This window comes from Lysinibacillus sp. 38-6, from assembly GCF_046245175.1.
Lineage (GTDB): Bacteria > Bacillota > Bacilli > Bacillales_A > Planococcaceae > Lysinibacillus.
On record NZ_CP176417.1, the window covers coordinates 1,418,140 to 1,443,144 of the forward strand.

Consider the following 25,005-nt stretch of genomic DNA (forward strand, 5'->3'; position numbering starts at 1 on the left):
TTCATTCATCCCTTCCGTGTAAAATTGCACTTTACACAGTTTCCTTTACGAATTCCCGCACATCAACGAAGTGACCTGCAATGGCTGCAGCGGCTGCCATTGGTGGTGAAACGAGATGCGTACGCGCACCTGCACCTTGACGACCTTCGAAGTTACGGTTCGATGTGGATGCACAGCGTTGACCAGCTGGCACAACATCATCATTCATCGCAAGGCACATCGAGCAACCTGACTCGCGCCATTCAAAACCAGCAGCGATGAAAATTTGGTCTAGCCCTTCCGCCTCTGCTTGTTTTTTTGTCGTATGTGAGCCTGGCACAACGATTGCTGTTACGTTTTCATGGACTTTACGTCCTTGAATCACATTTGCCGCGGCACGTAAATCGCTTAAACGGGAGTTCGTACATGAGCCGATAAATACGTATTGGATATCGATAGACGTTAATGGCTGCCCTTCTTCTAAGCCCATATAGTCAAGTGCTTTACGAAGAGCTGCTTTATCCGTCTCATCTTGATAATCTGCCTGCGTTGGTACATTTTGTGAGACACCAGCGCCCATTGAAGGATTTGTTCCCCATGTGATAATCGGTTCAATTTCCTCCGCTTGAATAATGCGGACTTCATCATATGTCGCATCCTCATCTGATGCTAAACTTAGCCAATAAGCAGTCGCTTCTTCAAATTTCTCACCTTGTGGCGCATATTTGCGGCCACGAATATACTCGACTGTAATTTGGTCTGGGGATACAAGACCAGCCTTTGCACCTGCTTCGATTGACATGTTACAAATCGTCATGCGTTCTTCCATTGACAGTTTGTGGATTGCCTCTCCAGTGAACTCCACAATATGCCCTGTACCAACGCCGATGCCGAATTTGGAGATGATCGCTAAAATAATATCTTTAGCGGCAACGCCAACTGGTAGCTCTCCTTCAACACGGATTTCCATTGTTTTCGGTTTGTTTTGCCATAATGTTTGTGTGGACATTACATGTTCTACTTCTGAAGTACCGATACCAAATGCAATTGCACCAAATGCGCCATGTGTAGATGTATGAGAATCACCACAAACAATTGTTTTACCAGGTTGTGTTAAACCTAATTCTGGGCCGATTACGTGGACAATCCCTTGGTCAGGGTGACCCATACCTGCTAGTTCAATGCCGAATTCAGCAGCGTTTTTCGCCAATGTTTCGATTTGATTGCGTGCAATCGGGTCATTGATTGTCGGTAGATTTTTCGTTGGCACGTTATGATCCATCGTTGCAAAACTTAAATCAGGACGACGCACTTTGCGTCCATTCATGCGTAAACCTTCAAATGCTTGCGGAGAAGTTACTTCATGAATTAAATGAAGATCAATATATAACAGGTCCGGTTTGCCCTCTTCCTGATAAACAACATGTTTATCCCAAATCTTTTCAATTATATTTTTTCCCATTGTCTTCACCTATTTCTTAAATATATGTTGTCATAATACTTTCCGAAACAAAACTTGTATCAATTTCGTTAATTACTTTATCTGTCCATTCATTTGTAGATAATGTGCGACCTCCATCACGTGCAAGATCTGCAGTAAAGTAACCGTCATCAAATACTGCACTGACTGCCCGTTCGATTTCAGCTGCTTCTTCCGCTAGACCAAATGAGTATTGTAACATCATAGCGACTGACAAAATCGTTGCAGCTGGATTCGCTACCCCTTGCCCTGCAATTTCTGGTGCTGAACCGTGTACTGGTTCGTAAAGTCCAAAGTTATCTCCGCGAATCGATGCAGATGGTAATACCCCAAGTGAACCTGTAATAACGGAGGCTTCATCACTTAAAATATCTCCAAACATATTTTCTGTTACCACAACATCATAGTGCGAAGGATTTGTAATTAATTTCATCGCTACGGAATCCACTAAGTTGTGCTCAACTTCCACATCTGGATAGTCTTTTTTCTTCGCTTCTACCACTTCTCGCCATAAACGGCTAGTTTCAAGTACATTTGCTTTATCAACAGAACATAATTTGCCACCACGTAAACGTGCTAATTCAAAGGCATTCTCAACGATACGTTCTACTTCCGCAGTTGAGTAAACAGTTGTATCAATCGCGCCATTTTCAGTACGCATACGTGGTTCCCCGAAGTATACGCCGCCTGTAAGTTCACGTACGATCATTAAATCGACGTTTTCGGCTACTTCACGTTTTAAAGGTGAAGCATCTAGTAAACTCGGGAACGCCTTTACTGGACGTAAATTTGCGAATAAGTCAAAGTGCTTGCGAATACGTAATAATCCTTTTTCTGGTCGTAGTTCTGGTGGGTTATTGTCCCATTTCGGACCCCCTACTGCTCCTAATAAAACCGCATCACTGCCCTCACACATGGCAATGGTTTCATCGGGTAGTGGATTATTGTGTTGATCGATGGCAGCGCCTCCGATTGTTCCATAACCTAAATGGAATGTATGGTTGAAACGTTTGCCGATTACTTGTAATACACGAATAGCTGACGCAACCACTTCTGGCCCAATTCCGTCGCCAGGTAGTACTGTAATTTTTTTCTCCATTTATAAAACACCTTTCTTTTTATAGAGTATGGTTACGCTATTTTAGGAAGACTCTCACCAACTTCAGGAGGTGAGAGCCAAAAGCTATTAAACGAGTTGTCCTTGAGCGCGAAGACTTACTTGAATTAAATGGCGGTTAATCGCATTTAAATAAGCTTTCGCGGATGCTTCTAATACATCTTGAGATGAATTTCGTCCGGTTGTTGATACACCGTCGTAGCGGATATTAATGACCGCTTCACCAAGTGCGTCGCGCCCTTTGCCGACCGATTTCACACGGTAATCAATCACATTGACAGCACCTGGCACAAGCTGTTCTAACGTATTAAAAATGGCTTCCACTGAACCTGAGCCCGTTGCCACTACGTTTTTCACATGACCTTCAGGCGTCACAACAGTTGCCGTAGCAGTTGGAATATTTTCTGTACCATATTGCACTTGCACCATTTTCAGTTCAAATAATGGCACATCTTCAATTTGTACTTGTTGCTCTGTAAGCAGTGTTAGTAAATCTTCTTCCGTAATTTCTTTTTTGCGATCTGCCAGCTGTTTAAATTCAACAAAAGCTTTATTTAGTTTTTCATCTGACAGTGTAAAGCCCATCGTTTCAGCACGATCACGGAAAGCAGCACGTCCTGAATGTTTGCCAAGGACAAGTGGCACTTCACCTTCGCCAATTAAGGCTGGCGAAATAATTTCGTACGTTTCAGGATTTTTTAACACGCCGTCTTGGTGAATACCTGACTCATGTGCAAATGCGTTTTTCCCAACGATTGCTTTGTTCGGCTGAATCACGACATTCGTTAGTTTACTGACTAATTGAGATGTACGCTTAATTTCTTGTAAATGAATACCTGTTTCGACAGGATAAATATCTTTACGGATATGAAGTGCCACCGCGATTTCCTCTAGCGCAACATTGCCTGCACGTTCACCAATACCGTTAATCGTGCCCTCTACTTGCGTCGCACCATTTTCGATTGCGGCGATGGTGTTAGCCGTCGCCATACCTAAATCGTCATGACAATGTGCAGAGAATTTAACTTTGTCAGCACCTTTGACATTTTCAAGTAAAAATTTGAATAATGCGCCATACTCTTGAGGTGAAGCGTAGCCAACTGTATCCGGTACGTTAATCGTCGTCGCCCCAGCGGCAATCACGTCATTCATAATACGCACTAAAAATTCACGATCTGAGCGGAAGGCATCTTCTGCAGACCACTGTACAAGTGGGAAGAATTTTTTTGCATATTTCACTGCTTCAATCGCTTGTTCTACGACCTGATCTGGTGATTTTTTTAGCTTGTATTCCATATGAATTGGCGATGTTGCTAAAAAAATATGAATATGTGGTTGCTCTGCTACTTTAATCGCTTCCCATGTCGTATCAATATCTTTTTGCACGCAACGAGCTAGCCCTGTTACAATCGAATTTTTTACAGTACTAGCAATGCGCTGTACGGCTTCAAAATCACCGGGCGATGAAGCAGGAAAACCTGCTTCAATAATAGTTACACCCAGTCGTTCCAATTGCTTGGCAATTTCAATTTTCTCTGCTGTATTTAAGTTAATTCCGGCAGATTGTTCGCCATCGCGAAGCGTTGTATCGAAAATATCAATTTTTCGCACTTGTCGCCACTTCTCTCACAACTTTTTCCTTACCTTCGTTGATGAATGGCATCATAGCACGTAGTTTTGCACCAACTTCTTCGATTTGGTGGTTTGCACCAGCTTCTTTGAATTTTGTATAGTCTGGACGACCATTTTCATTTTCTTGAATCCAACGACGAGCAAATGTACCATCTTGGATATCTGTTAATACTTCTTTCATACGACCTTTTACGGATTCATCAATGATACGTGGACCTGCAACATAGTCACCCCACTCAGCTGTATCTGATACAGAGTAACGCATTGTCGCCATACCGCCTTCAAACATTAAGTCAACGATTAATTTTAATTCGTGTAATGTTTCGAAATAAGCAAGTTCTGGTTGGTAGCCAGCCTCTACTAATGTTTCAAATCCTGCTTTTACTAATTGTGTTGCCCCACCGCAAAGTACTGCTTGCTCACCGAATAGATCTGTTTCTGTTTCTTCTTTGAATGACGTTTCTAGTAAACCGCCACGAGCAGCGCCAATACCTTTACCGTAAGCAAGTGCTAAATCTTTTGCTTGACCTGTAGCATCTTGATGGATAGCAAATAGTCCTGGTACACCAGCACCTTGTTGGAATTGACGACGCACTAGATGTCCTGGGCCTTTTGGCGCTACTAAAAATACGTCAACATCCGCAGGTGGTGTAATTTGACCGAAGTGAATATTGAAACCGTGTGCGAACATTAGCGCTTTACCAGCTTCTAAATAAGGCGCAATTTCAGCTTCATAAACTGCTTTTTGACGCTCATCTGGTAGTAAGATTTGGATTACATCTGCTTGTTGAGCTGCTTCTGCAACTGTTTTAACGTCTAAACCATCAGCTTTTGCTGCGTCGAAAGATCCACCTGGACGAACACCTACTACAACATCGAACCCTGATTCTTTAAGGTTTAATGCATGTGCATGACCTTGTGAGCCGTAACCGATAATTGCGATTTTTTTGCCTTTTAATACGTCCTCGTTGATGTTTTGTTCATAGTACATTGTAGCCATTGTTTGTTTCCTCCTAATATTGGGTTTATTTTTTTGGTTGTGATTATGACCTCGTTTGACGGGACAACATCACAATTTTCGATTTTATATGCAAACTATTTTAAAATAGAGAGCTGCGTATTCATGATTTTTTGTGTTTCACGAACAGATGCAGTAGCACCAGTGCGCGTTAGTTCTTTAATGCCATATGGACGAATGAGCTCAATAAAGGCATCAATTTTTTCTGGATGTCCAACGACTTGGTAGGTCACAACGTTTTTCGCCGTATCGATAATTTGCGGGCGGAACGGTTCGACAATCGAGTTCATTTCCAGACGTAAATTTGGTGGTGAAATAACTTTCACAAGCGCTAGCTCACGAAGCACGATCGATTTATCTGTAATGTCATTGACCTTTAACACATCAATTTGCTTCGATAGTTGCTTCACTAATTGTTCAATTTTGCGCTCATCTTCTACATTTACAACAAATGTCATTTTAGAGAAGTTTGGCTGTTCAGTATGACCAACTGTGATTGATTCGATATTGAATTGACGCTTCATCAATAAACCTGTTATTCGGTTTAACACACCACTTTGATTAATCACTGTTACTGTTATTACTCGTTTCAATTCTTTTTCACCCCAATCATTTCATGTAACCCTTTACCTGGCGCAACCATTGGGTATACACATTCAAGCTGTTTTACACGGCAATCAATTAACGCTGGTTCATCAGATAGCAATGCCTCACGGAAAATACTTTCTGCTTCATCAATTGTGTTAATACGATAGCCTTTAATGCCGTATGCATCCGCTAATTTAACAAAGTCTGGTTGTATCGGCATCAGTGATGATGAATAACGCTCTTCATAGAAGGTTTCTTGCCATTGGCGCACCATTCCTAAACAACTGTTATTTAAAATCACAATTTTTACTGGTAAGTTGAATTCTTGTAATAATGAAAGCTCTTGTGCAGTCATTTGGAATCCTGCATCGCCTACAATTGAAACAACTTTTTTGTCTGGCTTCGCAAACTGGGCCCCAATTGCAGCTGGGAAGCCGAAGCCCATCGTACCAAGTCCACCAGACGTTACCCATCCATGATCATTGTTTAAACGGTAATATTGTGCAGCCCACATTTGATGCTGCCCGACATCCGTCGTCACAATCGCTTCACCTTCAGTAATTTTATGCACAAGCTCTAGTGCTTCCTGTGGTAAAACTTCTGTATCTCCCTGTTCTTTTGAATACCATAATGGATATTCTTTGGCATGATCGTTTAAATACGCTAGCCATTGTGCTGTATCTGGGGCTTCAAAGTCTTTTTTCAATAAAGATTGAAGCGCCTCTTTTGCATCCGCTACGATTGGGATATCAGTCGGAACGTTTTTACCGATTTCAGCTGGATCAATATCGATATGCACGATGGTCGCATTCGGTGCAAAGGTTGCTAAATTGCCCGTTAAACGGTCATCAAAACGCGCACCAATATTTAACAGTAAATCCGATTTCGTAATTGCCATATTCGCTGTTACTGTGCCATGCATCCCGGCCATTCCTAGGAACAGCTCATGTTCCCCATGGATTGAGCCAAGACCTAATAACGTGTTGGTTACTGGAATTCGGTACTTTTCAGCGAAAGTTGTTAATTCTTCACGTGCATCAGCAAAAAGTACCCCAGCTCCTGCTAAAATAACTGGATTTTTCGCTAATGAAATCGCTTGAATTGCCTTTTGGATTTGCAAATAGTTCGGCTTATACGTTGGCTGATAGCCTGGTAAATAAATTTCTTCCGGTTCTTTTGGTGGATTTTCCACATCAAACAGCATTTGCGAGACATTTTTCGGGAAATCCACGACAACAGGCCCTTTACGACCAGTGTTGGCAATATGGAACGCTTCTTTTACAATGCGTGGGATATCGTTAACATCTTGTACTTGATAGTTGTGCTTTGTAATCGGTGTTGTAATACCCATAATATCTGCTTCCTGGAAGGCATCCGTACCGATCACTGTTGTTGCTACTTGCCCAGTGAAAACGACTAAAGGGATGGAATCAATCATTGCATCGGCAATACCCGTTACTAAATTCGTTGCACCCGGACCACTTGTCGCGATGACAACGCCCGGTTTATTCGAGACACGCGCATAACCTTCAGCGGCGTGAATAGCTCCTTGCTCGTGACGCGTTAAAATATGACGAATAGGATTTTTATACATGGCATCATAAATTTGAAGTACTGCTCCACCAGGATAGCCAAAAATAATTTCAACATCTTGATCATGCAGCGCTTGAATTAAAACGTCTGCACCATCTTTCGCTTGAAAAGTTTGTTCTACTTCTTCTGTCGCTACTTGTTCTTTTTCATTGATTGAAACATTTGTACTCATCAAAATAAGCCTCCTTCTTGTCTTTCTATTCACATCAGCATACGACTACCCATTCTTGTTCATGAACACTTTAATGATTTAAAGTTGAAAAGGTTAAAAGATGAATGCCGGAAAACGGTAAATAGTAAACTACTGCTCTAAAAAATAATAAAAAGCCCTTTTCTCCGAACGCAAAGAACTACCTTGCGTAGGGATGAAAAAGACTTTTCATGGTACCACCCTTGTTTATAGCAATAAAATTGCTACCTCGCGAATAAATGAAAGCATTTATGAACCAATGCAAGAAAATTCGCATCCAATACGGCGTCATAAATCATTTATTCATTAATAACGAGCACTTCGAATATGCCCGGAACTATCTAATGGCATTTAAGCGTTTAATAGTTCACTCCGAGGGGATGTCGGATCTAGTTGTATCGCCGGCTTCCAGCACGACCGGCTCTCTGGTAGATACAAGGCTCTAGAACCTTTAACCTCATCAACGTTTTATCTTATTTTTAACCTAGATTTTCATAACGCCACCTGTTGAGGCGCTTGTAACTAATTTTGAATACCTTGCTAACCAGCCCCGTTTAATTTTCGGTTCAAACACTGGCAGTTTCGCGCGACGTTGTGCTAACACTTCATCGGAAACTTCTAAATTAATCGTACGATTAGGCAAATCAATCGTAATAATGTCACCATTTTCAACTAAAGCGATTGGACCGCCCTCTGCTGCTTCTGGCGAAATATGCCCGATTGAAATACCGCGAGATGCACCGGAGAATCGTCCATCTGTAATTAACGCCACTTTCGTTCCAAGACCTCGACCTTGAATAGCGGATGTTGGTGCTAACATTTCAGGCATCCCTGGGCCACCTTTTGGTCCTTCATAACGAATGACGACAACATGGCCTTCCTTAACCGTACCGTTATCGATATTTTCTTGCGCTGCTTCTTGTGATTCAAAAACAATCGCTTCCCCTGTAAATACTTTAATAGAAGGATCTACAGCACCAACCTTTATAACGGAACCATCTGGTGCAATATTGCCGAATAATACGGATAAACCACCAACTGGGCTATACGGATTGTCTTTCGTACGAATAACTTGATCATTCGTAATCTGATAATCTTTTACTAGCTCGCCCATTGTCACACCTGCAACTGTCGGACGATTAGGATGAATGGCACCTGGAATCGATGTTAATTCATTAATGATGGCACTGACACCACCTGCTTTATTAATATCATCCATTGAAATATCTGAAGCTGGCATAATTTTCGCTAAATATGGTACTCGCTCTGCAACTTTATTAATATCTTTAATGTTATAGTCGATTTCAGCTTCATTTGCGATCGCTAATGTATGTAGAACCGTATTTGTGGAACCACCCATTGCCATATCGAGTGCAAATGCATCGTCAATTGCTTCTTTTGTAATAATGTCACGTGGCTTAACGTCTTCTTTAATCATTCGCACTAATTGTTTAGCGGCTTCTTTAATCAGTTTATGACGTTCTTCAGAAGTGGCAACAATTGTACCATTGCCTGGAAGTGCTACGCCTAGCATTTCCATTAAGCAGTTCATAGAGTTCGCTGTGAACATCCCTGAACATGAGCCACATGTTGGACATGCGTTATTTTCAATATCTAACAGCTCTTCAGCTGACATGTTACCTGATTTATGAGCTCCTACACCTTCAAATACTGAAGTTAAAGAAAGCTGTTTACCTGTAGCAGATGTCCCCGCCTCCATTGGACCACCGGATACAAAAATCGACGGTACATTGGTACGAACGGCTGCCATTAACATTCCTGGTGTAATTTTGTCACAGTTGGGAATGTAAAATACGCCATCAAACCAGTGTGCATTAATAACCGTTTCTGCTGAATCTGCTATAATTTCACGGCTTGGTAAGGAGTAACGCATACCAATATGTCCCATTGCAATCCCATCATCAACACCAATTGTATTGAATTCGAATGGAATACCACCCGCTTCAATAATGGCTTCTTTCACTACATCAGCAAAAGTACGTAAATGAACATGACCTGGAATAATGTCAATATAAGAGTTACAAACCCCAATAAATGGTTTCCCTAAATCCTTAGCTTTTACTTTGCCTGTTGCATATAAAAGACTTCGATGCGGCGCACGATCTACGCCGACTTTAATCATGTCACTTCTCATATTAAACGCCCCTCATTTATTGCTCTGTTCGTTGCTAATATACAAAATGTTCTGTCTATTTTGTTTTAAGCTAGCTTATTGCCTTTGTTGGCAGCTACTTGTGGAACGAACGTATTAAATTGTTGTTATCATAGTACGAATAACTAGGCTAAGTCAACAGTATTTTTTGAATTGTTTAAACAATTCAAATACTCTGCAAAAATTGAAATCGTTTTCATGCTGATTCAGCATCACTTTTATCTCGAATTGATTAAATTTTGACAATTCGTTCAAATTTAAATTTTTTTATTATATAAAATATTTAGTATGAATTAATTGTAAAATCGATTATTCTTTTCCAAACCATTTACAGCGTAAATAAACGAGTATGACGAAATTTCACCCGATAAATAATTGCTTTAAATAGTGTGTAAAAAATACGTTGTCTGGATCATACTGTGCTCGAATCGCTAAAAACTTCTCAACATGTGGATACAAGGCATGTACATGGGACGCAGTTAAATGGCTTTGTTTGCCCCAATGTGGTCGTCCCTGATATTTTTGCATTAACGTATGAACCCATGTAAAATAAGGCTCCTCCGCCATTCCTTTATACATATGAAAGGCAATAAATGCGGATTCCTTCCCCTGTGTTGGACTTAAATAACCGGCTTCACCTGCAGTCGTTCGACATTCTAAAGGAAAATGCACATGCAAATGCCCTTTTTTAAACGTTGCATGAATTTCTTCCATACATGCTTCAAATTGCGGTAATGCGATCGCATACTCACTTTCTTGGAATTTCACACTACGAGGAGACGGAAATATTTCATAGCTTATGCCCATTTTCTCAGCTTCCACGACATTTGCTGCAGCTAATTTACTTATAGCACCACTGAAAGATGGCTGCCATTTGCATAGTTCAGACATGGCAAAAAACGCACCATTTTCTACTATTTGAAGTTTTATGTTTTCCACATATTTGCTCCATTGACTTTGATACATAGGAGCCATCGCATTCATCCGTTTAATTTGGATTGTCTCGCTACCTGGAAAGTAGAACCATTCTACATGCCGATGCTGTCGGATATCTTGAGCAAAAGTCGCTAGCCCATTTGTTAACGTATCCCTTGTCCCAATATAGTGGAGGCTATAAAGCGCTATCACTTTAATTGTCACTTTGACAAGTACGCCGAGCATGCCGAGTGACACATGGAGTGTTTCGGATAATTCATCTGTACCTCTTGTATGTTCATTGTATAGACCATTGCCATCGACAAAGCACCAGCGTGTTACCGCTGACGATAACGAACCTAATGTTACACCTGTTCCATGTGTCCCAGTGGATACTGCACCCGCAATGGTTTGTTCTTGAATATCGCCCATATTGATCAGAGCAAAACCATATTTGGCAAGCTGTGGGCCAATTTCGTATAAATAAGTGCCTGCCCAAAATGTCGCCTCTTGTTTTTCTGCATCCATCGAAATAAGCCCACGCATATTATGTAATGACAGTGCAATATGCTCAGGCATAGCAACCGCACTAAACGAATGGGCTGCACCTGTTACTCGAATGGTTTTCTTTGTTTCTCGCGCATGCTGCACGACGCTTATCACTTCTTCGATTGAACGAGGTACATACATTTCACTTGGATAGGAAATGATATTGCCCGCCCAATTTGTCCATTTGCCTCCACTTTTCCACTTCTCTATAGAAAACATTGGCCGTCCCCCCTATAGGTTGTCAAACTACCTCCATATTGGTCTCCTCTAATGACATGTAGTGCTGGAAATCTTTCGCAGAGCTCCCCTGCTTTTGCATGACGAAAATAAATGGTGTCACCTATGGCTATCGTTTTTCCTTTCACTTTAATTGGTGTCTGCACTTCTCCTGCCCCTTCTAAGCCGAGAAATGCAAAATAAGCGGGCTCATAAAAAGCTGGATAACGATCTGTTGCGATTGCTCCAGAAGCCGGATAGCCCCCACCATGACAAACAACAATTTGAGGTGCCGGTTTGCGTGTAACACGCAGGGCAAAACCCGTTGCTTTAGCAAGTTGCAAATGTGCAAACTGATCAAAAAGCGCTGGTGCATAAAAGGCGGAACCAACTGTGATTTCAGTCACTTCTTTCTGCTCAGCCGTATACGTCATGCTGCCAGTGCCACCCCCATTGACAAAGCGCACATGTGGAAAATAGGCTTTAATATGCGCAATCGCTAATCTACGAAACTGCGTTACTTGTTTTTTGGCTTGTGTTTGCATGACATCAATTAATTTCCCTTTTAGAGCGCTTGCTGGTCGATTGCCAACACCCGCTATTTGCGCTTCATAACCCATCACGCCTACAACCTCTATATGCGATTGTTCTTTAATATAGTATAAAAGTGGTGTTATCAACTCGAGGGAATGCAGTGATGAACGCTTCGTACCAAAATAGAGCACTTTAAAATCGGTCGACACATTAATATCAATACAGATCGATACCTTCACCTCAAGCTCAGCACCTAATTTCTCTAAAAATGCTATATGTTCATGGCAATCAACCATAAATGTAATCGTTCGTCCATCTTTGACAAACTGTAAAAGTTGGCGAACTGCAATTTCTTCCATAATGGGATAACCAATGAGCACATCATCAAATTGCTGTTCCAGTAAAAATAGTGTTTCGGCAGCAGTAAATGTCATATAGCCTGCTATATTCGAGAGTTTTTGCTGCAGATAATGCAGGACCTCCACTGAACGGATCGATTTTGTCGCAATGCGGATTTTTTTCGGTGCACATGCCTGCTGAACCTTGCTAATATTGTGATCGAGTGCGTCTAGGTCAAGCCAGGCAAATGGACGCTCTAATCTATTAAATGCTTGTTGAAATCTTGTCGTCATCAAATCCCCCCTCATCTAATGTATATATTTGATTATTTTAAAAAACTTCCTCTTCATGAGAGCAACATTTTATTTATAGACAACAAAAAACAACCGTGGACTACGACGAAATTGCCTTCACGGTTGTTTTAGGATAGGTCAAGCATTATACTCACCTTTCTATTGTATTTTTAAGAGTTTAAGATGCATATACAAATTCCATCGCTAAATTTATTACCACTACTAAATGTAGCGCTGCGATAAGAAATCCTTGGCGATCTAAACGTTTCATAACAGTCATATTCATAAACTATCACCTCTTCTTTTTTTCACATTATACGCTCACTTCCGTCATTTTTCAAACTATTCTTAATATTAAAATATGACTATTTTTCTGACAACCAAAACCAAATATGGCATCATAAAGAGCATAATGATTGCAAAAGGAGTGGAGATTCAATTGAAAAAAGCATTACTTGTAATTGATTATACAAATGATTTTGTCGCTTCAGACGGTAAACTAACGTGCGGGGAACCAGGCCAATTACTCGACGCACCTATTAGCACTTTCATTGAGCAATTTATTGCTGAACAACAGGTAGTCATTTTTGCTAACGACTTACATGAAGAAAACGATCCGTTTCATCCAGAAACAAAGCTTTTTCCGCCTCATAATATTCGGGGCACAACGGGTCGTCATTTATACGGTCATGTTGGGAAAGTTTATAATATGCATAAGGAAGAAGTAATTTGGCTGGATAAAACACGCTATAGCGCCTTTGCAGGTACAAATTTAGCCATCTTACTTAAAGAACGTGGCATCGAAGAAATTCATTTAGTTGGTGTTTGCACAGATATTTGCATTTTGCATACCGCTGTAGATGCTTATAATTTGGGCATATCCACTGTGATTTATGCAAATGCTGTGGCGAGTTTTGACGCAGCAGGTCATCAATGGGCTTTACGACATTTTGAACATACGTTAGGTGCCAAAGTAGTGAAATAACAAAGCAACGGTAAAAAAGAACGAATTAGGTTTAATAATCTCCAAAAAGGATATAACTAAGTAATGCCATTATATCTTAACTTTGAGGAGATGAATAAAATTATGATCAGTTTCATTTGGTATTTAATCATCGGAGGAATTTTAGGTTGGTTAGCTGGCGTCATTTTAGGAAAAGATGTTCCGGGAGGTATTATTGGTAATATTATTGCCGGGATTGTCGGTTCTTGGATAGGTAGTATGGTTTTAGGAAACTGGGGTTGGAAAGTTAGTGATTTCTACGTATTCCCAGCATTAATAGGAGCAATCGTACTTATCTTCATTGTGAGTCTTATTTTAAAAGGTATGCGTAAAGCAACTTAATTATGTATAAAAGAGCCATCTACAATGATGGCTCTTTTTGTCCTTTTCGTTAAATAGACTGTAATTTTTTAAAATGATGATACGCTGGTCGTTCTAAACCAAGATGCTCTCGCAACGTGTTACCTTCATATTCCTTACGAAACAGCCCTCTTTCCTGAAGTATAGGAATGACTAAATCTACAAAATCATCCAAACCAACTGGTAGCACTGGTGGCATAATATTAAAGCCATCGCAAGCGTACTCATTAAACCAAAGTTCTAGTAAATCCGCTAACTGCTCAGGTGTGCCGACAAATTGTAAATGGCCACGTGCTCCCAACATTTTACGACCTAGCTCCACAATGGATAAGTTCTCCGTCCTAGCTGTATCCATCAATAATTGCACGCGACTTTTCATGCCATTTGATGTTGCCGCTACATCGGGCAAGTTTTCTGGTAATGGTCCATGTGGATCATAGCTAGATAAGTCAAAGCCAATAAAGCCTGCAACAGCCGTTACCGCATCTTGTTCGGTAATCAGATTTTGCAATTGCGCATGCTTTGCCCAAGCCTCTTCTTCCGTTTTTGCCACGATTGGCGAAATTCCAGGCATAATTTTTATGCTGTTTTCATGGCGCCCTTGTGCCGCTAATTTTTCATGTATACTGCGATAAAACTGTTGTGCCGATTCTAGAGACTGCTGTGCAGTAAAGACCACTTCGCCTGTTTTCGCCGCAAAATCCTTGCCCGCCTCTGAAGAACCTGCCACAACAAGGACGGGATAACCTTGCGGAGGACGAGGCACATTTAACGGCCCTTTTGAGCTGTACCAGCGACCTTGATAGTTTATTTCTTTTACTTTTTGCGCATGTGCAAATATGCCCTTTTCTTTGTCTAATGCAATGGCATCATCATCCCAGCTATCCCATAATGCTGTCACTAGGTCTACAAATTCTTCAGCCATTTCATAACGTAGTCCATGTTCAGGATGCTTCTCTTTTCCGTAATTATGTGCCTCAATGTCCAGTTGAGATGTGACAATATTCCAAGCAGCTCGCCCTTTGCTTATATGGTCTAATGTCGCATAACGACGTGCTACATTATAAGGCTGATTATATGTCGTAGAAACAGTAGCTGTGAGCCCTAATTTTGTTGTTGAAGTTGAAATGGCAGATAATAACGTCACTGGATCAAGCATACCTGAAGCCGCCTTTTCAACATTGATTGCGTATAATAAGTCCGCTAAAAACATCATATCGAATTTTCCACGTTCTGCTGTCTGTGCTAACTCTTTATATAAATCGACTGAAAATATTTCGTTGCTACGAGCTTCTGGATGTCGCCAACTTGCGCTATGATGACCGCTGTAGTAAATAAATGCCCCTAATCGTAATTGTCCTGCTCTTTTTACCATAATTTATCCCTCTTATCCTTTAAAAGTATCTCGCCATTTTAAACTTTTACGTTCAATCGCATAGACGATTGAATCTGAACATTTCCCTAACAATGCAAACATCATCAGGCCAACGAACACAATATCCGTTTGCGCATATGCGCGGGCATCTTGAATCATATAGCCAAGCCCTGCGCTTGTTCCCATCATTTCGCTCACTACCAGCACTAGCCAGGAAGTACCTAGGGCTAAACGTAATCCTAGTAAAATATTAGGAAGTGCTGATGGCAGCATCACTTTCGTTATTGTTTGCCAAAACGAAAAGTGCAATATTTTTGCCACTTCCATTAGCTTTTGATCGACTAAACGGATTCCTAAAAAGAAGTTCACATACACTGGGAAAAATGCGCCAAGTGCAATCATTAGTACTTTGCCAAATTCCCCTAAACCAAACCACAATATAAATAATGGAATTAACGCAAGTAACGGGACTGTTCGAAGCATTTGCAAACTCGGGTCAATGACTTCTTGTGCGAGTCGGCTAAAACCTGTTAAAACACCAAGTATAATGCCTGTTCCTGCCCCAACCATAAATCCAATGAACACACGTTGCCCACTGACAGCGAAGTGATATAGAAGCTCTCCATTGCCAAGTAACGTTGCAAAAGTTGTTGCAATTTTAAGTGGCGTAGGCAAAATCTGTTCCTTTACAAAACCTAAACTGCCGATGGCTTGCCATAGAAGTAGAACTATCATTGGCACAATCCACGGTACCATGATAGCCATCCAGTGGAAGGAACGTTTTTGTCGTCGTCTAGCGATTGGCTCATTATTTATAACAGCCATCCATTCAACCTCCTTTAAATGTTTGCTGCCATCGTAAACATTTGCGTTCTATCCATAAAACCACTGAATCCGATATTTTACCGAGTGCCGCAAATATTATGATCCCTACGAAAACAGTTGGTATCATAGCCATTGCACGAGCATCATTAATAAGGAACCCGATACCGGACGTCGAGCCCATCATCTCGGCAACAACTAATCCGAGCCACGCAATGCCTAGTGATAACCGAATGCCTAATAAAATGTTCGGCAGTGCTGATGGAATAATGACTTTTGTCAAGAAGTGCCATTTATTAAATTGCAGTATAGTGGCCACTTCAACTAATTTTCGGTCCATCGAACGTATACCTAGAAATGTATTCACGTAAAGTGGGAAAAACGAACCTTTTGCGATTAACAACAGCTTGGATGTTTCCCCAAAGCCAAACCATAAAATAAATAATGGAGCAATCGCTAAATGTGGTAACATTCTTAGCATCTGGATAGATGGGTTAAGGAGCCTTTCAGACAAATAGGAGAAGCCTACCAAAATGCCAGCTAGCAATCCTAGCCCTCCCCCTATCAGAAATCCACTTAATGCACGCCAAGTTGATATTTGCAAATGTTCTAATAAGTGCCCATGTTGCACTAAATAGATAAACTCACGCAAAATGTCAGACGGCATCGATAATAGCAATGGATTTACGTACGCATTTCGCCCAGCAATTTCCCAAATAATGACTAATCCAAGTGGTAAAATTGAGCCTAATACTAGCTTGCGAAACTGTACGCGCGAAGTTAGTCGTTGTTTCTTTTGTGATTCTTGGACACTTTTCTCTATGGTCGCTTCCATCTAGTCAACTCCTATCCATTACTGCAAAGCTTCTTCAATATATTGATTATCAAATACATCACTGACCTTAATTTTTTTTCGAATGGTGCCTATTTCATATTGGAAATCTGCAGTTCTTTGATGTTCTGCTATGACTTCATCACTTACTGGAATACTTATGCCACGTGCACGTTTTCGCGTCTCTTCCATTAATGCAACGGGCAAATTGCGTTCTTTCGCATAACGATTTACTGCCTGTTCTTCATTTTCCAACTCCCATTGCAACAGCTCATCATATGTCTTTAAATAGGCCACTACTAAATCCGCGTGTTGCTCTGCAAAAGCACTACGGACAATTTGATAAGATGGCGACAAAATATCGAGCTTCTCACCATCTGCAATGATTGTGCCTTTTCCTGACAACGTATTGATTGTTAAGTACGGTTCCCAAACTGCCCATGCATCGACACTACCAGCATCAAAAGCTGCCTGTGCTTCATCTGGATTTAAATTAATGATTTCTAGTTTTTCTGGATTCAGTCCCTCTTTCTTAAGTCCTCGTAATAAAAAGTCATAGGCGTTCGTTCCTTTGCCAACAGCCACCTTTTTGCCAATTAAATCGCGCAAGCTTGTGATGCCGCTTGGAGAATTTACGACTACACCTACATTTTTCTTACCTTCTAGCACTTGTGAGATAACGGTAAAGGGAATGCCTGCTGCTTGGGCTGCAATAATGGGCATATTCCCGAGCCCTGCAAAGTCCAATTTATTGGATGCAATGGCCTCTGTCATCGGCGGTCCACTTTGAAACTCCACCCATTCAACTGTAGCGCCGTATGGTGCAAATGCCTTTTCAAATAACTTTTCTTCTTGTGCTTTACCAAATAGACCACCACTTCCTTGAACGCCAATTTTAACAACGATTTCTTTGCTATTTGTCGACTCTTTCGCAGTTGACTCATGTTTTGCACAGCCAATTAGAAAAACAACTAGCGTTAGTAATAAGGCAAACACTTTCCATTGTTTTGTCATCTTCATTTCATCCCCTTTTAAATTCCAGCGCCTACCGTGTACGATTGTTCTTCCACTTTTTCAAATTCATTTAACACCGCCCGACGCATCTCCTGAAAGCCTAGGGATGTGCGCTTGCGTGGAAAAGTTAAGTCAATCGGTAAGACAGCTTTAATATGACCAGGTCTTGGATTCATCACGACTACTCGTTGGCCTAAAAAGACCGCTTCGTCTAAATCATGTGTCACAAAAATCATCGTCGTCTTGTTTGTTTCCCAAATATTTAATAATACTTCTTGCATATGAGATCGTGTAAAAGCATCCAATGCACCAAAAGGTTCATCTAGTAGTAAAATAGCAGGGTTTCGTAGTAATGCCCGTGCAATTGAGACACGCTGTGCCATGCCCCCTGAAAGCTCTTTAGGATAAGCTTTTTCAAATCCTTCAAGCTTTACTAACTGAATTAGTGCATGAACGTTTTCACGCACTTTCGGGTCCTTCCATGATTGATCACCCGCAATATTTTTTTCAACTGTTAACCAAGGGAATAAGCGCGGTTCTTGAAAAATAAAGCCTTTCTCTAAACTAGGTCCTGTAATTGGTTGGCCATTTAGCTCCACTTTACCGACATAGTCAACATCAAGCCCTGCTACAATTTTTAGCAGTGTACTTTTTCCACATCCACTTGGCCCTATGACTGTCATAAATTCTCCTTGTTTCACATGCAAGTCGACATCTCGTAATGCCACAATGTGCTCATTTTGCGTTGTAAATATTTTATTTAACCGCTCAATGACGAGTGCTCGTTCACTCACTTTCCTTCCTCCTTTACTGTTGAACAACATAAAACCCTTAAGTAAATAAATACTTAAGGGCCTCTAGTTTTTACTAGTCAGCTTTTCGTAACGAAAAGTTCTATTATTATTTAGTTTATTAATTTACTAGGAATTAACAATAAAACAGTTTTTGTTAAAAAACCAAGTAAACTTATAAAGATGATATTAATTATTTTGAAAAATGTCAATAGTTTTTTTATTCACTGTTCACCTCCCCTGCTAAAATACAAAAAAGTGTTCGATTGGCAACTGTCAATCGAACACTAGACGTCTACTATGGGCGTGCAACTACCCGTGCAGCGTTTCACTTTTATTATTTTTTTACATTCAAGAGCACTGCCGTTTTTAATTCATCATGATAATCATCATATAGCTTATAATAATGTAGCACATTATTAACGTATTCTTCGCTATGGTTATAATTAAATACCGCTCGTTTGACATCGCCTTTTGCTGCACCATACCTTGATAAATAATTTGCTGCGCTAAAGACAGCATCTTCAATATCGTATGGATCAGCTACTCCATCGCCATTGGCATCCACGCCATAGCCACCATATTTTTTAATAATCGCCGGATTCATAAGCTCTGCATCTGGAATATTCCCCTTGCCTAATCCTGAGCAAGTTGGATGCTTCCAGCCTACAAACGTGCAAGGCATAAATTGCATATGTCCGATGGCGCCCGCCGGTGATACGAGCGATTTCATAGAGGAGAAGCGCGTCTCAATGCGATGATGGGCCGCTAACAATGTCCAAGGCACACCATATTTTTCTTCAGCGGCTATGTATACGGGGATATACTGCTCCGGAATGTTCATATCAAAATTTTGCTGAATTTCTTCAATTGCCTTTTGCTGTGCCAGTTTTTCAAATAGCGGCAATGTTTGAAGCTCCTTCCACGCAAAAAAGGCGAGAACATACACAGTAATCGCTACGGGTATTAATAATGCAATCATCCCCATCTTCACTGCGGGTGATAGCAACGGTTTTTTTTGTTTTTTCGCCATAAGTCACACCTAATCATTCTTTGTCTATTTCCATATTACCAAATTTACCGTTTTATGTTGTATATTTTTTTCTATTTGCCTTTTCACTACGAATATAGTTGAATACAACGCGGGAAATATAGTAGAATACTATTTGATTGTTTTATTGGATAATTATAGGAGGATTCGAGTTATGTGGAAAGACTTTAAGGAATTTGCTATGAAAGGCAACATAATTGATTTAGCGATTGCCGTTGTAATTGGCGGTGCTTTCGGTAAAATTGTTACCTCCTTAGTAGAAAATATTATTATGCCTTTAGTTGGTGTTTTAACAGGAGGCATTGATTTAACAGAGAGCTTTATGTTCGGTGCTGGGAAAGCACAAGTGAAGTTAGGTATATTTTTACAGTCCATTATTGACTTTTTAATTATCGCCTTTGCCATTTTTTTAGCATTGCGTCTGATGACAAAATTTACGAGAAAAAAAGAAGAAGCGGTTGTAGAAGAGCCTACACCAGAGCTTGATGCAAAAGAGGAACTGTTAAAAGAAATTCGAGATTTATTAAAAAAACAACAAGCATAATTGTCAAGGCTATAGAGCATTCGTTCCATGCGAATATTCTGTAGTCTTTTTTATGCGGTTCTAGCCATTCTAAATTAATCCCCTACTATTCCTACATGATTTAATTTCAATAATCTATGTAATTTTCTGAAATCATCTTGTCCTTCTGTACTATCCATGTTAAATTGGTAACAATTATAGAGAAAATAGAAGGTATTAAATGACATAAGCTCTGCTTTTTTTGGGCTACTAGGACCTTTATTCATTTATTCTATTAAGAAATAGAGTCTCCAATAGGCTCTTTCTATATCAATATCAATGACGAAGAAAAGAGTGATGACATGACAAATAACAGAAGTATTGAAACAAAGCTTGTACAACTTGGAAACTTAAGTGACCCTCAAACTGGCGCTGTCAGTCCCCCAATTCATTTATCGACTGCTTATAAACATGCAGGTATTGGTGAATCAACAGGTTTTGATTATACACGTACAAAAAATCCAACGCGTACGATTTTAGAAGCAGGTATTGCTGATTTAGAAGGTGGCGACGCTGGCTTTGCCTGTAGTTCAGGAATGGCTGCTATCCAACTTGTAATGTCACTGTTTAAGCCTGGTGATGAATTAATCGTACCAGACGATTTATACGGTGGTACATACCGACTTTTCAGCTTTTTCAGTGAAACATACAATATTAAACCCATTTATTCAAAATTTGCATCCGTTGAGCAAGTAGCAGCGTTAATCAATGACAATACGCGTGCTATCTTTATTGAAACACCGACAAACCCACTTATGCAGGAATTCGATCTTCAAGTGTATGCGGAACTTGCACATAAACACGGTGCATTGTTAATTGTTGATAATACATTTTACACGCCTTATTTCCAACGACCAATTGAATTAGGTGCCGATATTGTCCTGCATTCTGCGACAAAGTATATTGGCGGCCATAATGATGTGTTAGCTGGTCTTGTTGTCACAAAAGGGGCTGAGCTATCTGAACGTCTTGGCTTTATTCATAATGGTAGTGGGATGGTGCTCGGTCCAATGGATTGTTGGCTATTAATCCGCGGCTTAAAAACATTGCACCTTCGTTTAAAACAGCATGATGCAAATGCCAAAGCAATCGCGGCTTACTTAGAAGAAGAAGAGCTTGTAGCAGATGTTCTTTATACAGGTAAAGGTGGGATGCTATCATTCCGTTTGCAAAAACCTGAATGGGTTGACCCCTTCTTACGAAACTTAAAGTTAATTATTTTTGCTGAAAGTCTTGGTGGCGTTGAAAGCTTTATTACGTACCCTGCGACACAAACACATGCCGATATGCCTTACGAGGAACGTGTAGAACGTGGCGTATGCGATCGTTTACTACGCTTCTCTGTCGGCATTGAAGAAGCAGAAGATTTAATTGCAGATTTAAAACAAGTGTTTGATACGCTGAGAAAAGAGGCAAAAAATGAAGCAACATATTGAAACAGCGCTTATTCATGCCGGCGTGCGTGATGGCTATGAAAATAAAAAGGGTGCAGTCAATGTCCCAATGTACGTATCTTCAACCTTCCATCAAGAAAGCATTGATGCGTTCGGTGAGTACGATTATGCTCGTTCTGGCAACCCAACACGTGATGCCTTAGAGAAAGCCGTTGCAGAGCTTGAAGGTGGCGTTCGTGCACATGCCTTTTCTTCTGGTATTGCAGCTGTTTCTGCTGCATTAATGTTATTATCGCAAGGGGATCATATTGTCATTACCGAAGATGTCTATGGTGGTACTTATCGCTTTGTTTCGAAAGTTTTACCACGTTTTGGCATTACACATACGTTCGTTGATTTTACAGATTTAGCAGCAATTGAATCAGCAATTACGCCTGCTACAAAGCTACTTTATATGGAGACACCTTCGAATCCAACATTAGGCATTACAGATATTCGCGGGGTAGTTGCACTAGCTAAGCAGCATCAATGCTTCACATTTTTGGATAATACGTTTATGACGCCGTTACACCAACGTCCACTCGACTTAGGTGTAGATGTTGTTATCCATAGTGCAACGAAATTTTTATCTGGTCACTCAGATATTATTGCAGGACTGACAGTGACAGCTGATGAGCAACTAGGAAATGACCTTTATTTTATCCAAAATTCTTTTGGCAACATTTTAGGTGTACAGGATTGCTTCACATTACTGCAAAATATGAAAACTACCGATGTACGCTTTAGTCGTTCAGCGGCATCAGCACAAAAGATTGCACAGTTTTTAGATGCCAATCCGCTCGTTGAACAAGTGTATTATCCAGGTCTTGCTTCACATCCTGGCTACGACATTCATCATAGTCAAAGTACAAGTCCAGGTGCGGTATTGTCCTTCCGCCTACCGAACTATGCAGCAGCGAAAGCATTAGTGGAAGCAATGACAATCCCTGTTTTTGCTGTCTCACTTGGTGGCGTGGAGTCCATCCTTTCCTACCCTGCTAAAATGAGTCATGCCGCGATGGAGCCTGAAGAACGTATGAAACGTGGTATTACAGACGGACTATTACGTTTTTCAGTAGGGTTGGAGCATGTTGATGATCTCATTGCCGACTTTGCCCAAGCATTAGAAATTGCAGCTAAAGCTTAAATATTGCGAATTGTTTGAGTGCCTGGCACTTTTGCCGCAACCCTCCGCTTACGAGCAGGCTGTTGCGGCTTATTTTGTATGCTTTCTAGCTAGCGGCCATGACCGGCAAATTTCAGAATTGTTTATGTGCCTGGCACTCATACTTTTCTGAATTGTTTGTGTGCCTGGCACTCAACCAATCGGAGACGATGTCATTAAACAGTGTAGGATTGGCTAATGGGATGCCATGACCGATATCCGCGATGACCATGCCCTCACAATACACATTGCTATCGATTAAGTCGTTTGCAGATTTCTTCATCATTGCCTTTTCCTTATCCCCGACCATAATCAGCATGGAGGTTGTTACGTGCTTAAAGTTTTCCGGGATGGAGAATGACATGTTTTCCTTCAGTACACTAATCAGTATTTGCTGAGACATGCGGCAACTTTCTTCATAATAGTGCGTAAACTTTTCTTGTGGAATGTAAAGTGTCCTCGCCTGGATTTTTGAAAATGTTTTATTTGAAATTAGGGGAAAAGAAAGCTTTATTGCTGGCGCTATCCATTTTACTACTGAAGGCATTGGTCTTACTAATGCACTGACAATGACTGCCGAGTCTACTAAATTAGGTCTCATACTCACAACTTGGACAATTAATTGAGCACCTAAAGAAAAACCGATAACTGTTATTTTACGGTTGTTTGCCACCTTGTCGAGAAGATCAATGATTTTCACCGCAGTTTCCTTCATTGAAAAATAGGAATCCTCACTACTTCTCCCGTGCCCTGGTAAATCAAGTACAATACAATGATAATGTTGGGCAAAAAAGGGAATCTGTTGTTCCCACATCCATCCACTGACACCTCCCCCATGTAAAAAAACAATTAGTGGTGCCTGTTTGTCTCCATATTCTTCATAATAGAGTGTCAACATTCCTACCTCCTTTTTGATATCGTGACCTGTTGGCTACAGCACAAAAATCCCCCTATTACTAAAGAGGGATCTTATCGTTCAGTCGTGACACTTGAAAAAATGCGATATAAATAATCACCATGTCCAGGAGCGAGCTTAACAGCATGTTCTTCATCCATCCAATACAACGTAAATTGTAAATTCGCCTCATTTAAACCAGTTGGATTGTGCTGCCAGTGCTGACGCGGGTCATCGGATGTTAAATGATAAAAATAGCGTTTTTGTAATGCTCCCGAATAATGCTCCGCATAATCTTGCGCAATTAATCCTTGGACGATTAAATTTGTTAAACCGGTTTCCTCCACCATCTCTCGCATTACTGCTTCAAGTGGTGTTTCGCCCTCTTCCACTGTACCTTTAGGAATTTGTATACCAGCTCCCACTGTATTTTGCTCAAAAACAAGTACTTGAAGTCGTTCCTCATATTGTCTCGTAATATACCCAAATGCTTTTTCTAAAACTTGCATGGAACCATCCCCTTTCACTACGCTAAATGTTACAATATATAGAAATAATTGAAATTGCAGGTGATAAGTTTTGACACTCATTATACGTCAAATGAATAAAGACGACATCTCTTTTGTACAAAAAATTGCACAAACAAGTTGGTATGTGACCTATGAAGGCATTATTCCAAAGCAAATTCAGGATCGCTTTCTGCAAGCTGCCTATAATGAAAATCGTTTACTAGTACGTCTTCAAAAAAGTCCATTTTTAATTGCCCAAATGGGTGAAACGATTGTGGGATTTGCGAACTTTTCCAATGTAAACGAAGGACAAGCTGAACTACTCGCGATTTATCTAGATCCTGCTTATCAACATATGGGCATTGGCTCAGCTCTACTGGAAAATGGTATACAAAAATTGCAAGGTGCCGTTTCACTAACTGTCTGTGTTGAGAAAGACAATACGATAGGTAGACAATTCTACATGGCAAAGGGCTTCCAACAAGTTGAAGAATTTGATGATCTATTTGATGGGCATATGTTAAAGACATTACGCTTGGCACTTGCATTAACAAAATAAATACACTTTTGCCCTCGT

23 protein-coding genes are annotated in these 25,005 nt (G+C 40.5%); 6 read left to right on the plus strand and 17 right to left on the minus strand.

Annotated features, from left to right (window positions below; translation table 11 throughout):
- Positions 1-31: 31 nt before the first annotated feature.
- From leuC to ACKVEV_RS07425, 9 genes are all read right to left on the minus strand, one after another.
- Complete coding sequence (gene leuC, locus ACKVEV_RS07385; protein WP_409369757.1) at positions 32-1,441, minus strand: 3-isopropylmalate dehydratase large subunit; 1,410 nt, start codon at positions 1,439-1,441, stop codon at positions 32-34.
- A 16-nt stretch (positions 1,442-1,457) separates the two neighbouring features.
- Complete coding sequence (gene leuB / locus ACKVEV_RS07390; RefSeq protein WP_409369758.1) at positions 1,458-2,558, minus strand: 3-isopropylmalate dehydrogenase; 1,101 nt, start codon at positions 2,556-2,558, stop codon at positions 1,458-1,460.
- Positions 2,559-2,645: 87 nt separating this feature from the next.
- Complete coding sequence (locus tag ACKVEV_RS07395) at positions 2,646-4,187, minus strand: 2-isopropylmalate synthase (RefSeq protein WP_409369759.1); 1,542 nt, start codon at positions 4,185-4,187, stop codon at positions 2,646-2,648.
- Complete coding sequence (gene ilvC / locus ACKVEV_RS07400; protein ID WP_340824023.1) at positions 4,174-5,208, minus strand: ketol-acid reductoisomerase; 1,035 nt, start codon at positions 5,206-5,208, stop codon at positions 4,174-4,176. Before ilvC ends, ACKVEV_RS07395 begins: the two co-directional genes overlap by 14 nt.
- Before the next feature lie 95 nt (positions 5,209-5,303).
- Positions 5,304-5,819 (minus strand): acetolactate synthase small subunit, encoded by a 516-nt coding sequence (gene ilvN / locus ACKVEV_RS07405; RefSeq protein WP_409369760.1) that lies wholly within the window; start codon positions 5,817-5,819, stop codon positions 5,304-5,306.
- On the minus strand, positions 5,816-7,579 hold the full coding sequence (gene ilvB, locus ACKVEV_RS07410) for a biosynthetic-type acetolactate synthase large subunit (protein WP_409369761.1): 1,764 nt from the start codon (positions 7,577-7,579) through the stop codon (positions 5,816-5,818). The genes ilvN and ilvB overlap by 4 nt, the downstream gene beginning before the upstream one ends.
- Positions 7,580-8,081: 502 nt before the next feature.
- Positions 8,082-9,752 carry a dihydroxy-acid dehydratase gene (gene ilvD / locus ACKVEV_RS07415; protein ID WP_409369762.1) on the minus strand — a complete coding sequence of 557 codons (1,671 nt, stop codon included), beginning with the start codon at positions 9,750-9,752 and terminating at the stop codon, positions 8,082-8,084.
- A 378-nt stretch (positions 9,753-10,130) separates the two neighbouring features.
- The gene (locus tag ACKVEV_RS07420) at positions 10,131-11,453 is read right to left on the minus strand and encodes a D-arabinono-1,4-lactone oxidase (RefSeq protein WP_409369763.1); all 1,323 of its coding nucleotides are present in this window, start codon (positions 11,451-11,453) and stop codon (positions 10,131-10,133) included.
- Positions 11,441-12,616: an amino acid deaminase/aldolase gene (locus tag ACKVEV_RS07425; RefSeq protein ID WP_409369764.1), complete on the minus strand. Its 1,176-nt coding sequence runs from the start codon at positions 12,614-12,616 to the stop codon at positions 11,441-11,443. The genes ACKVEV_RS07420 and ACKVEV_RS07425 overlap by 13 nt, the downstream gene beginning before the upstream one ends.
- Positions 12,617-13,055: 439 nt before the next feature.
- Here ACKVEV_RS07425 and ACKVEV_RS07430 point away from each other — a divergent pair, with 439 nt between their 5' ends.
- Both ACKVEV_RS07430 and ACKVEV_RS07435 read left to right on the plus strand, forming a co-directional pair.
- Entirely contained in the window at positions 13,056-13,601 is a 546-nt protein-coding gene (locus ACKVEV_RS07430; RefSeq protein WP_409369765.1) for a cysteine hydrolase family protein, read from the plus strand.
- Positions 13,602-13,703: 102 nt separating this feature from the next.
- The gene (locus tag ACKVEV_RS07435) at positions 13,704-13,961 is read left to right on the plus strand and encodes a GlsB/YeaQ/YmgE family stress response membrane protein (protein ID WP_274793515.1); all 258 of its coding nucleotides are present in this window, start codon (positions 13,704-13,706) and stop codon (positions 13,959-13,961) included.
- 49 nt (positions 13,962-14,010) lie between these two features.
- Here the strand turns inward: ACKVEV_RS07435 and ACKVEV_RS07440 are convergent, their stop codons facing one another.
- The 6 genes from ACKVEV_RS07440 to ACKVEV_RS07465 form a co-directional block, all read right to left on the minus strand.
- Entirely contained in the window at positions 14,011-15,354 is a 1,344-nt protein-coding gene (locus tag ACKVEV_RS07440) for an LLM class flavin-dependent oxidoreductase (RefSeq protein ID WP_409369766.1), read from the minus strand.
- 12 nt (positions 15,355-15,366) lie between these two features.
- Positions 15,367-16,179 (minus strand): ABC transporter permease, encoded by an 813-nt coding sequence (locus ACKVEV_RS07445; RefSeq protein WP_409369767.1) that lies wholly within the window; start codon positions 16,177-16,179, stop codon positions 15,367-15,369.
- Positions 16,180-16,183: 4 nt separating this feature from the next.
- Positions 16,184-17,011 carry an ABC transporter permease gene (locus tag ACKVEV_RS07450; protein ID WP_409369768.1) on the minus strand — a complete coding sequence of 276 codons (828 nt, stop codon included), beginning with the start codon at positions 17,009-17,011 and terminating at the stop codon, positions 16,184-16,186.
- An 18-nt stretch (positions 17,012-17,029) separates the two neighbouring features.
- Positions 17,030-18,022 carry an aliphatic sulfonate ABC transporter substrate-binding protein gene (locus ACKVEV_RS07455; RefSeq protein WP_409369769.1) on the minus strand — a complete coding sequence of 331 codons (993 nt, stop codon included), beginning with the start codon at positions 18,020-18,022 and terminating at the stop codon, positions 17,030-17,032.
- Between the two features lie 17 nt (positions 18,023-18,039).
- The gene (locus ACKVEV_RS07460; RefSeq protein ID WP_409369770.1) at positions 18,040-18,846 is read right to left on the minus strand and encodes an ABC transporter ATP-binding protein; all 807 of its coding nucleotides are present in this window, start codon (positions 18,844-18,846) and stop codon (positions 18,040-18,042) included.
- Between the two features lie 304 nt (positions 18,847-19,150).
- Positions 19,151-19,846 (minus strand): lytic transglycosylase domain-containing protein, encoded by a 696-nt coding sequence (locus ACKVEV_RS07465; RefSeq protein ID WP_409369771.1) that lies wholly within the window; start codon positions 19,844-19,846, stop codon positions 19,151-19,153.
- A gap of 172 nt (positions 19,847-20,018) precedes the next feature.
- Between ACKVEV_RS07465 and mscL the strand changes: the two genes are divergently transcribed.
- The 3 genes from mscL (at position 20,019) to ACKVEV_RS07480 (ending at position 23,006) form a co-directional block, all read left to right on the plus strand.
- Positions 20,019-20,408 (plus strand): large conductance mechanosensitive channel protein MscL, encoded by a 390-nt coding sequence (mscL, locus tag ACKVEV_RS07470; RefSeq protein WP_409369772.1) that lies wholly within the window; start codon positions 20,019-20,021, stop codon positions 20,406-20,408.
- 320 nt (positions 20,409-20,728) lie between these two features.
- Positions 20,729-21,862, plus strand: a complete 1,134-nt coding sequence (locus ACKVEV_RS07475) for a methionine biosynthesis PLP-dependent protein (RefSeq protein ID WP_409369773.1) — start codon at positions 20,729-20,731, stop codon at positions 21,860-21,862.
- Positions 21,846-23,006 carry an aminotransferase class I/II-fold pyridoxal phosphate-dependent enzyme gene (locus ACKVEV_RS07480; RefSeq protein WP_409369774.1) on the plus strand — a complete coding sequence of 387 codons (1,161 nt, stop codon included), beginning with the start codon at positions 21,846-21,848 and terminating at the stop codon, positions 23,004-23,006. Before ACKVEV_RS07475 ends, ACKVEV_RS07480 begins: the two co-directional genes overlap by 17 nt.
- Positions 23,007-23,118: 112 nt before the next feature.
- Here the strand turns inward: ACKVEV_RS07480 and ACKVEV_RS07485 are convergent, their stop codons facing one another.
- Complete coding sequence (locus ACKVEV_RS07485; RefSeq protein WP_409369775.1) at positions 23,119-23,922, minus strand: alpha/beta fold hydrolase; 804 nt, start codon at positions 23,920-23,922, stop codon at positions 23,119-23,121.
- Positions 23,923-23,993: 71 nt separating this feature from the next.
- Positions 23,994-24,428, minus strand: a complete 435-nt coding sequence (locus ACKVEV_RS07490) for an NUDIX hydrolase (protein ID WP_409369776.1) — start codon at positions 24,426-24,428, stop codon at positions 23,994-23,996.
- A 70-nt stretch (positions 24,429-24,498) separates the two neighbouring features.
- Here ACKVEV_RS07490 and ACKVEV_RS07495 point away from each other — a divergent pair, with 70 nt between their 5' ends.
- A complete protein-coding gene (locus ACKVEV_RS07495; RefSeq protein ID WP_409369777.1) occupies positions 24,499-24,987 on the plus strand; it encodes a GNAT family N-acetyltransferase in 489 nt (162 codons plus the stop codon).
- The last annotated feature ends 18 nt before the right edge of the window (positions 24,988-25,005 follow it).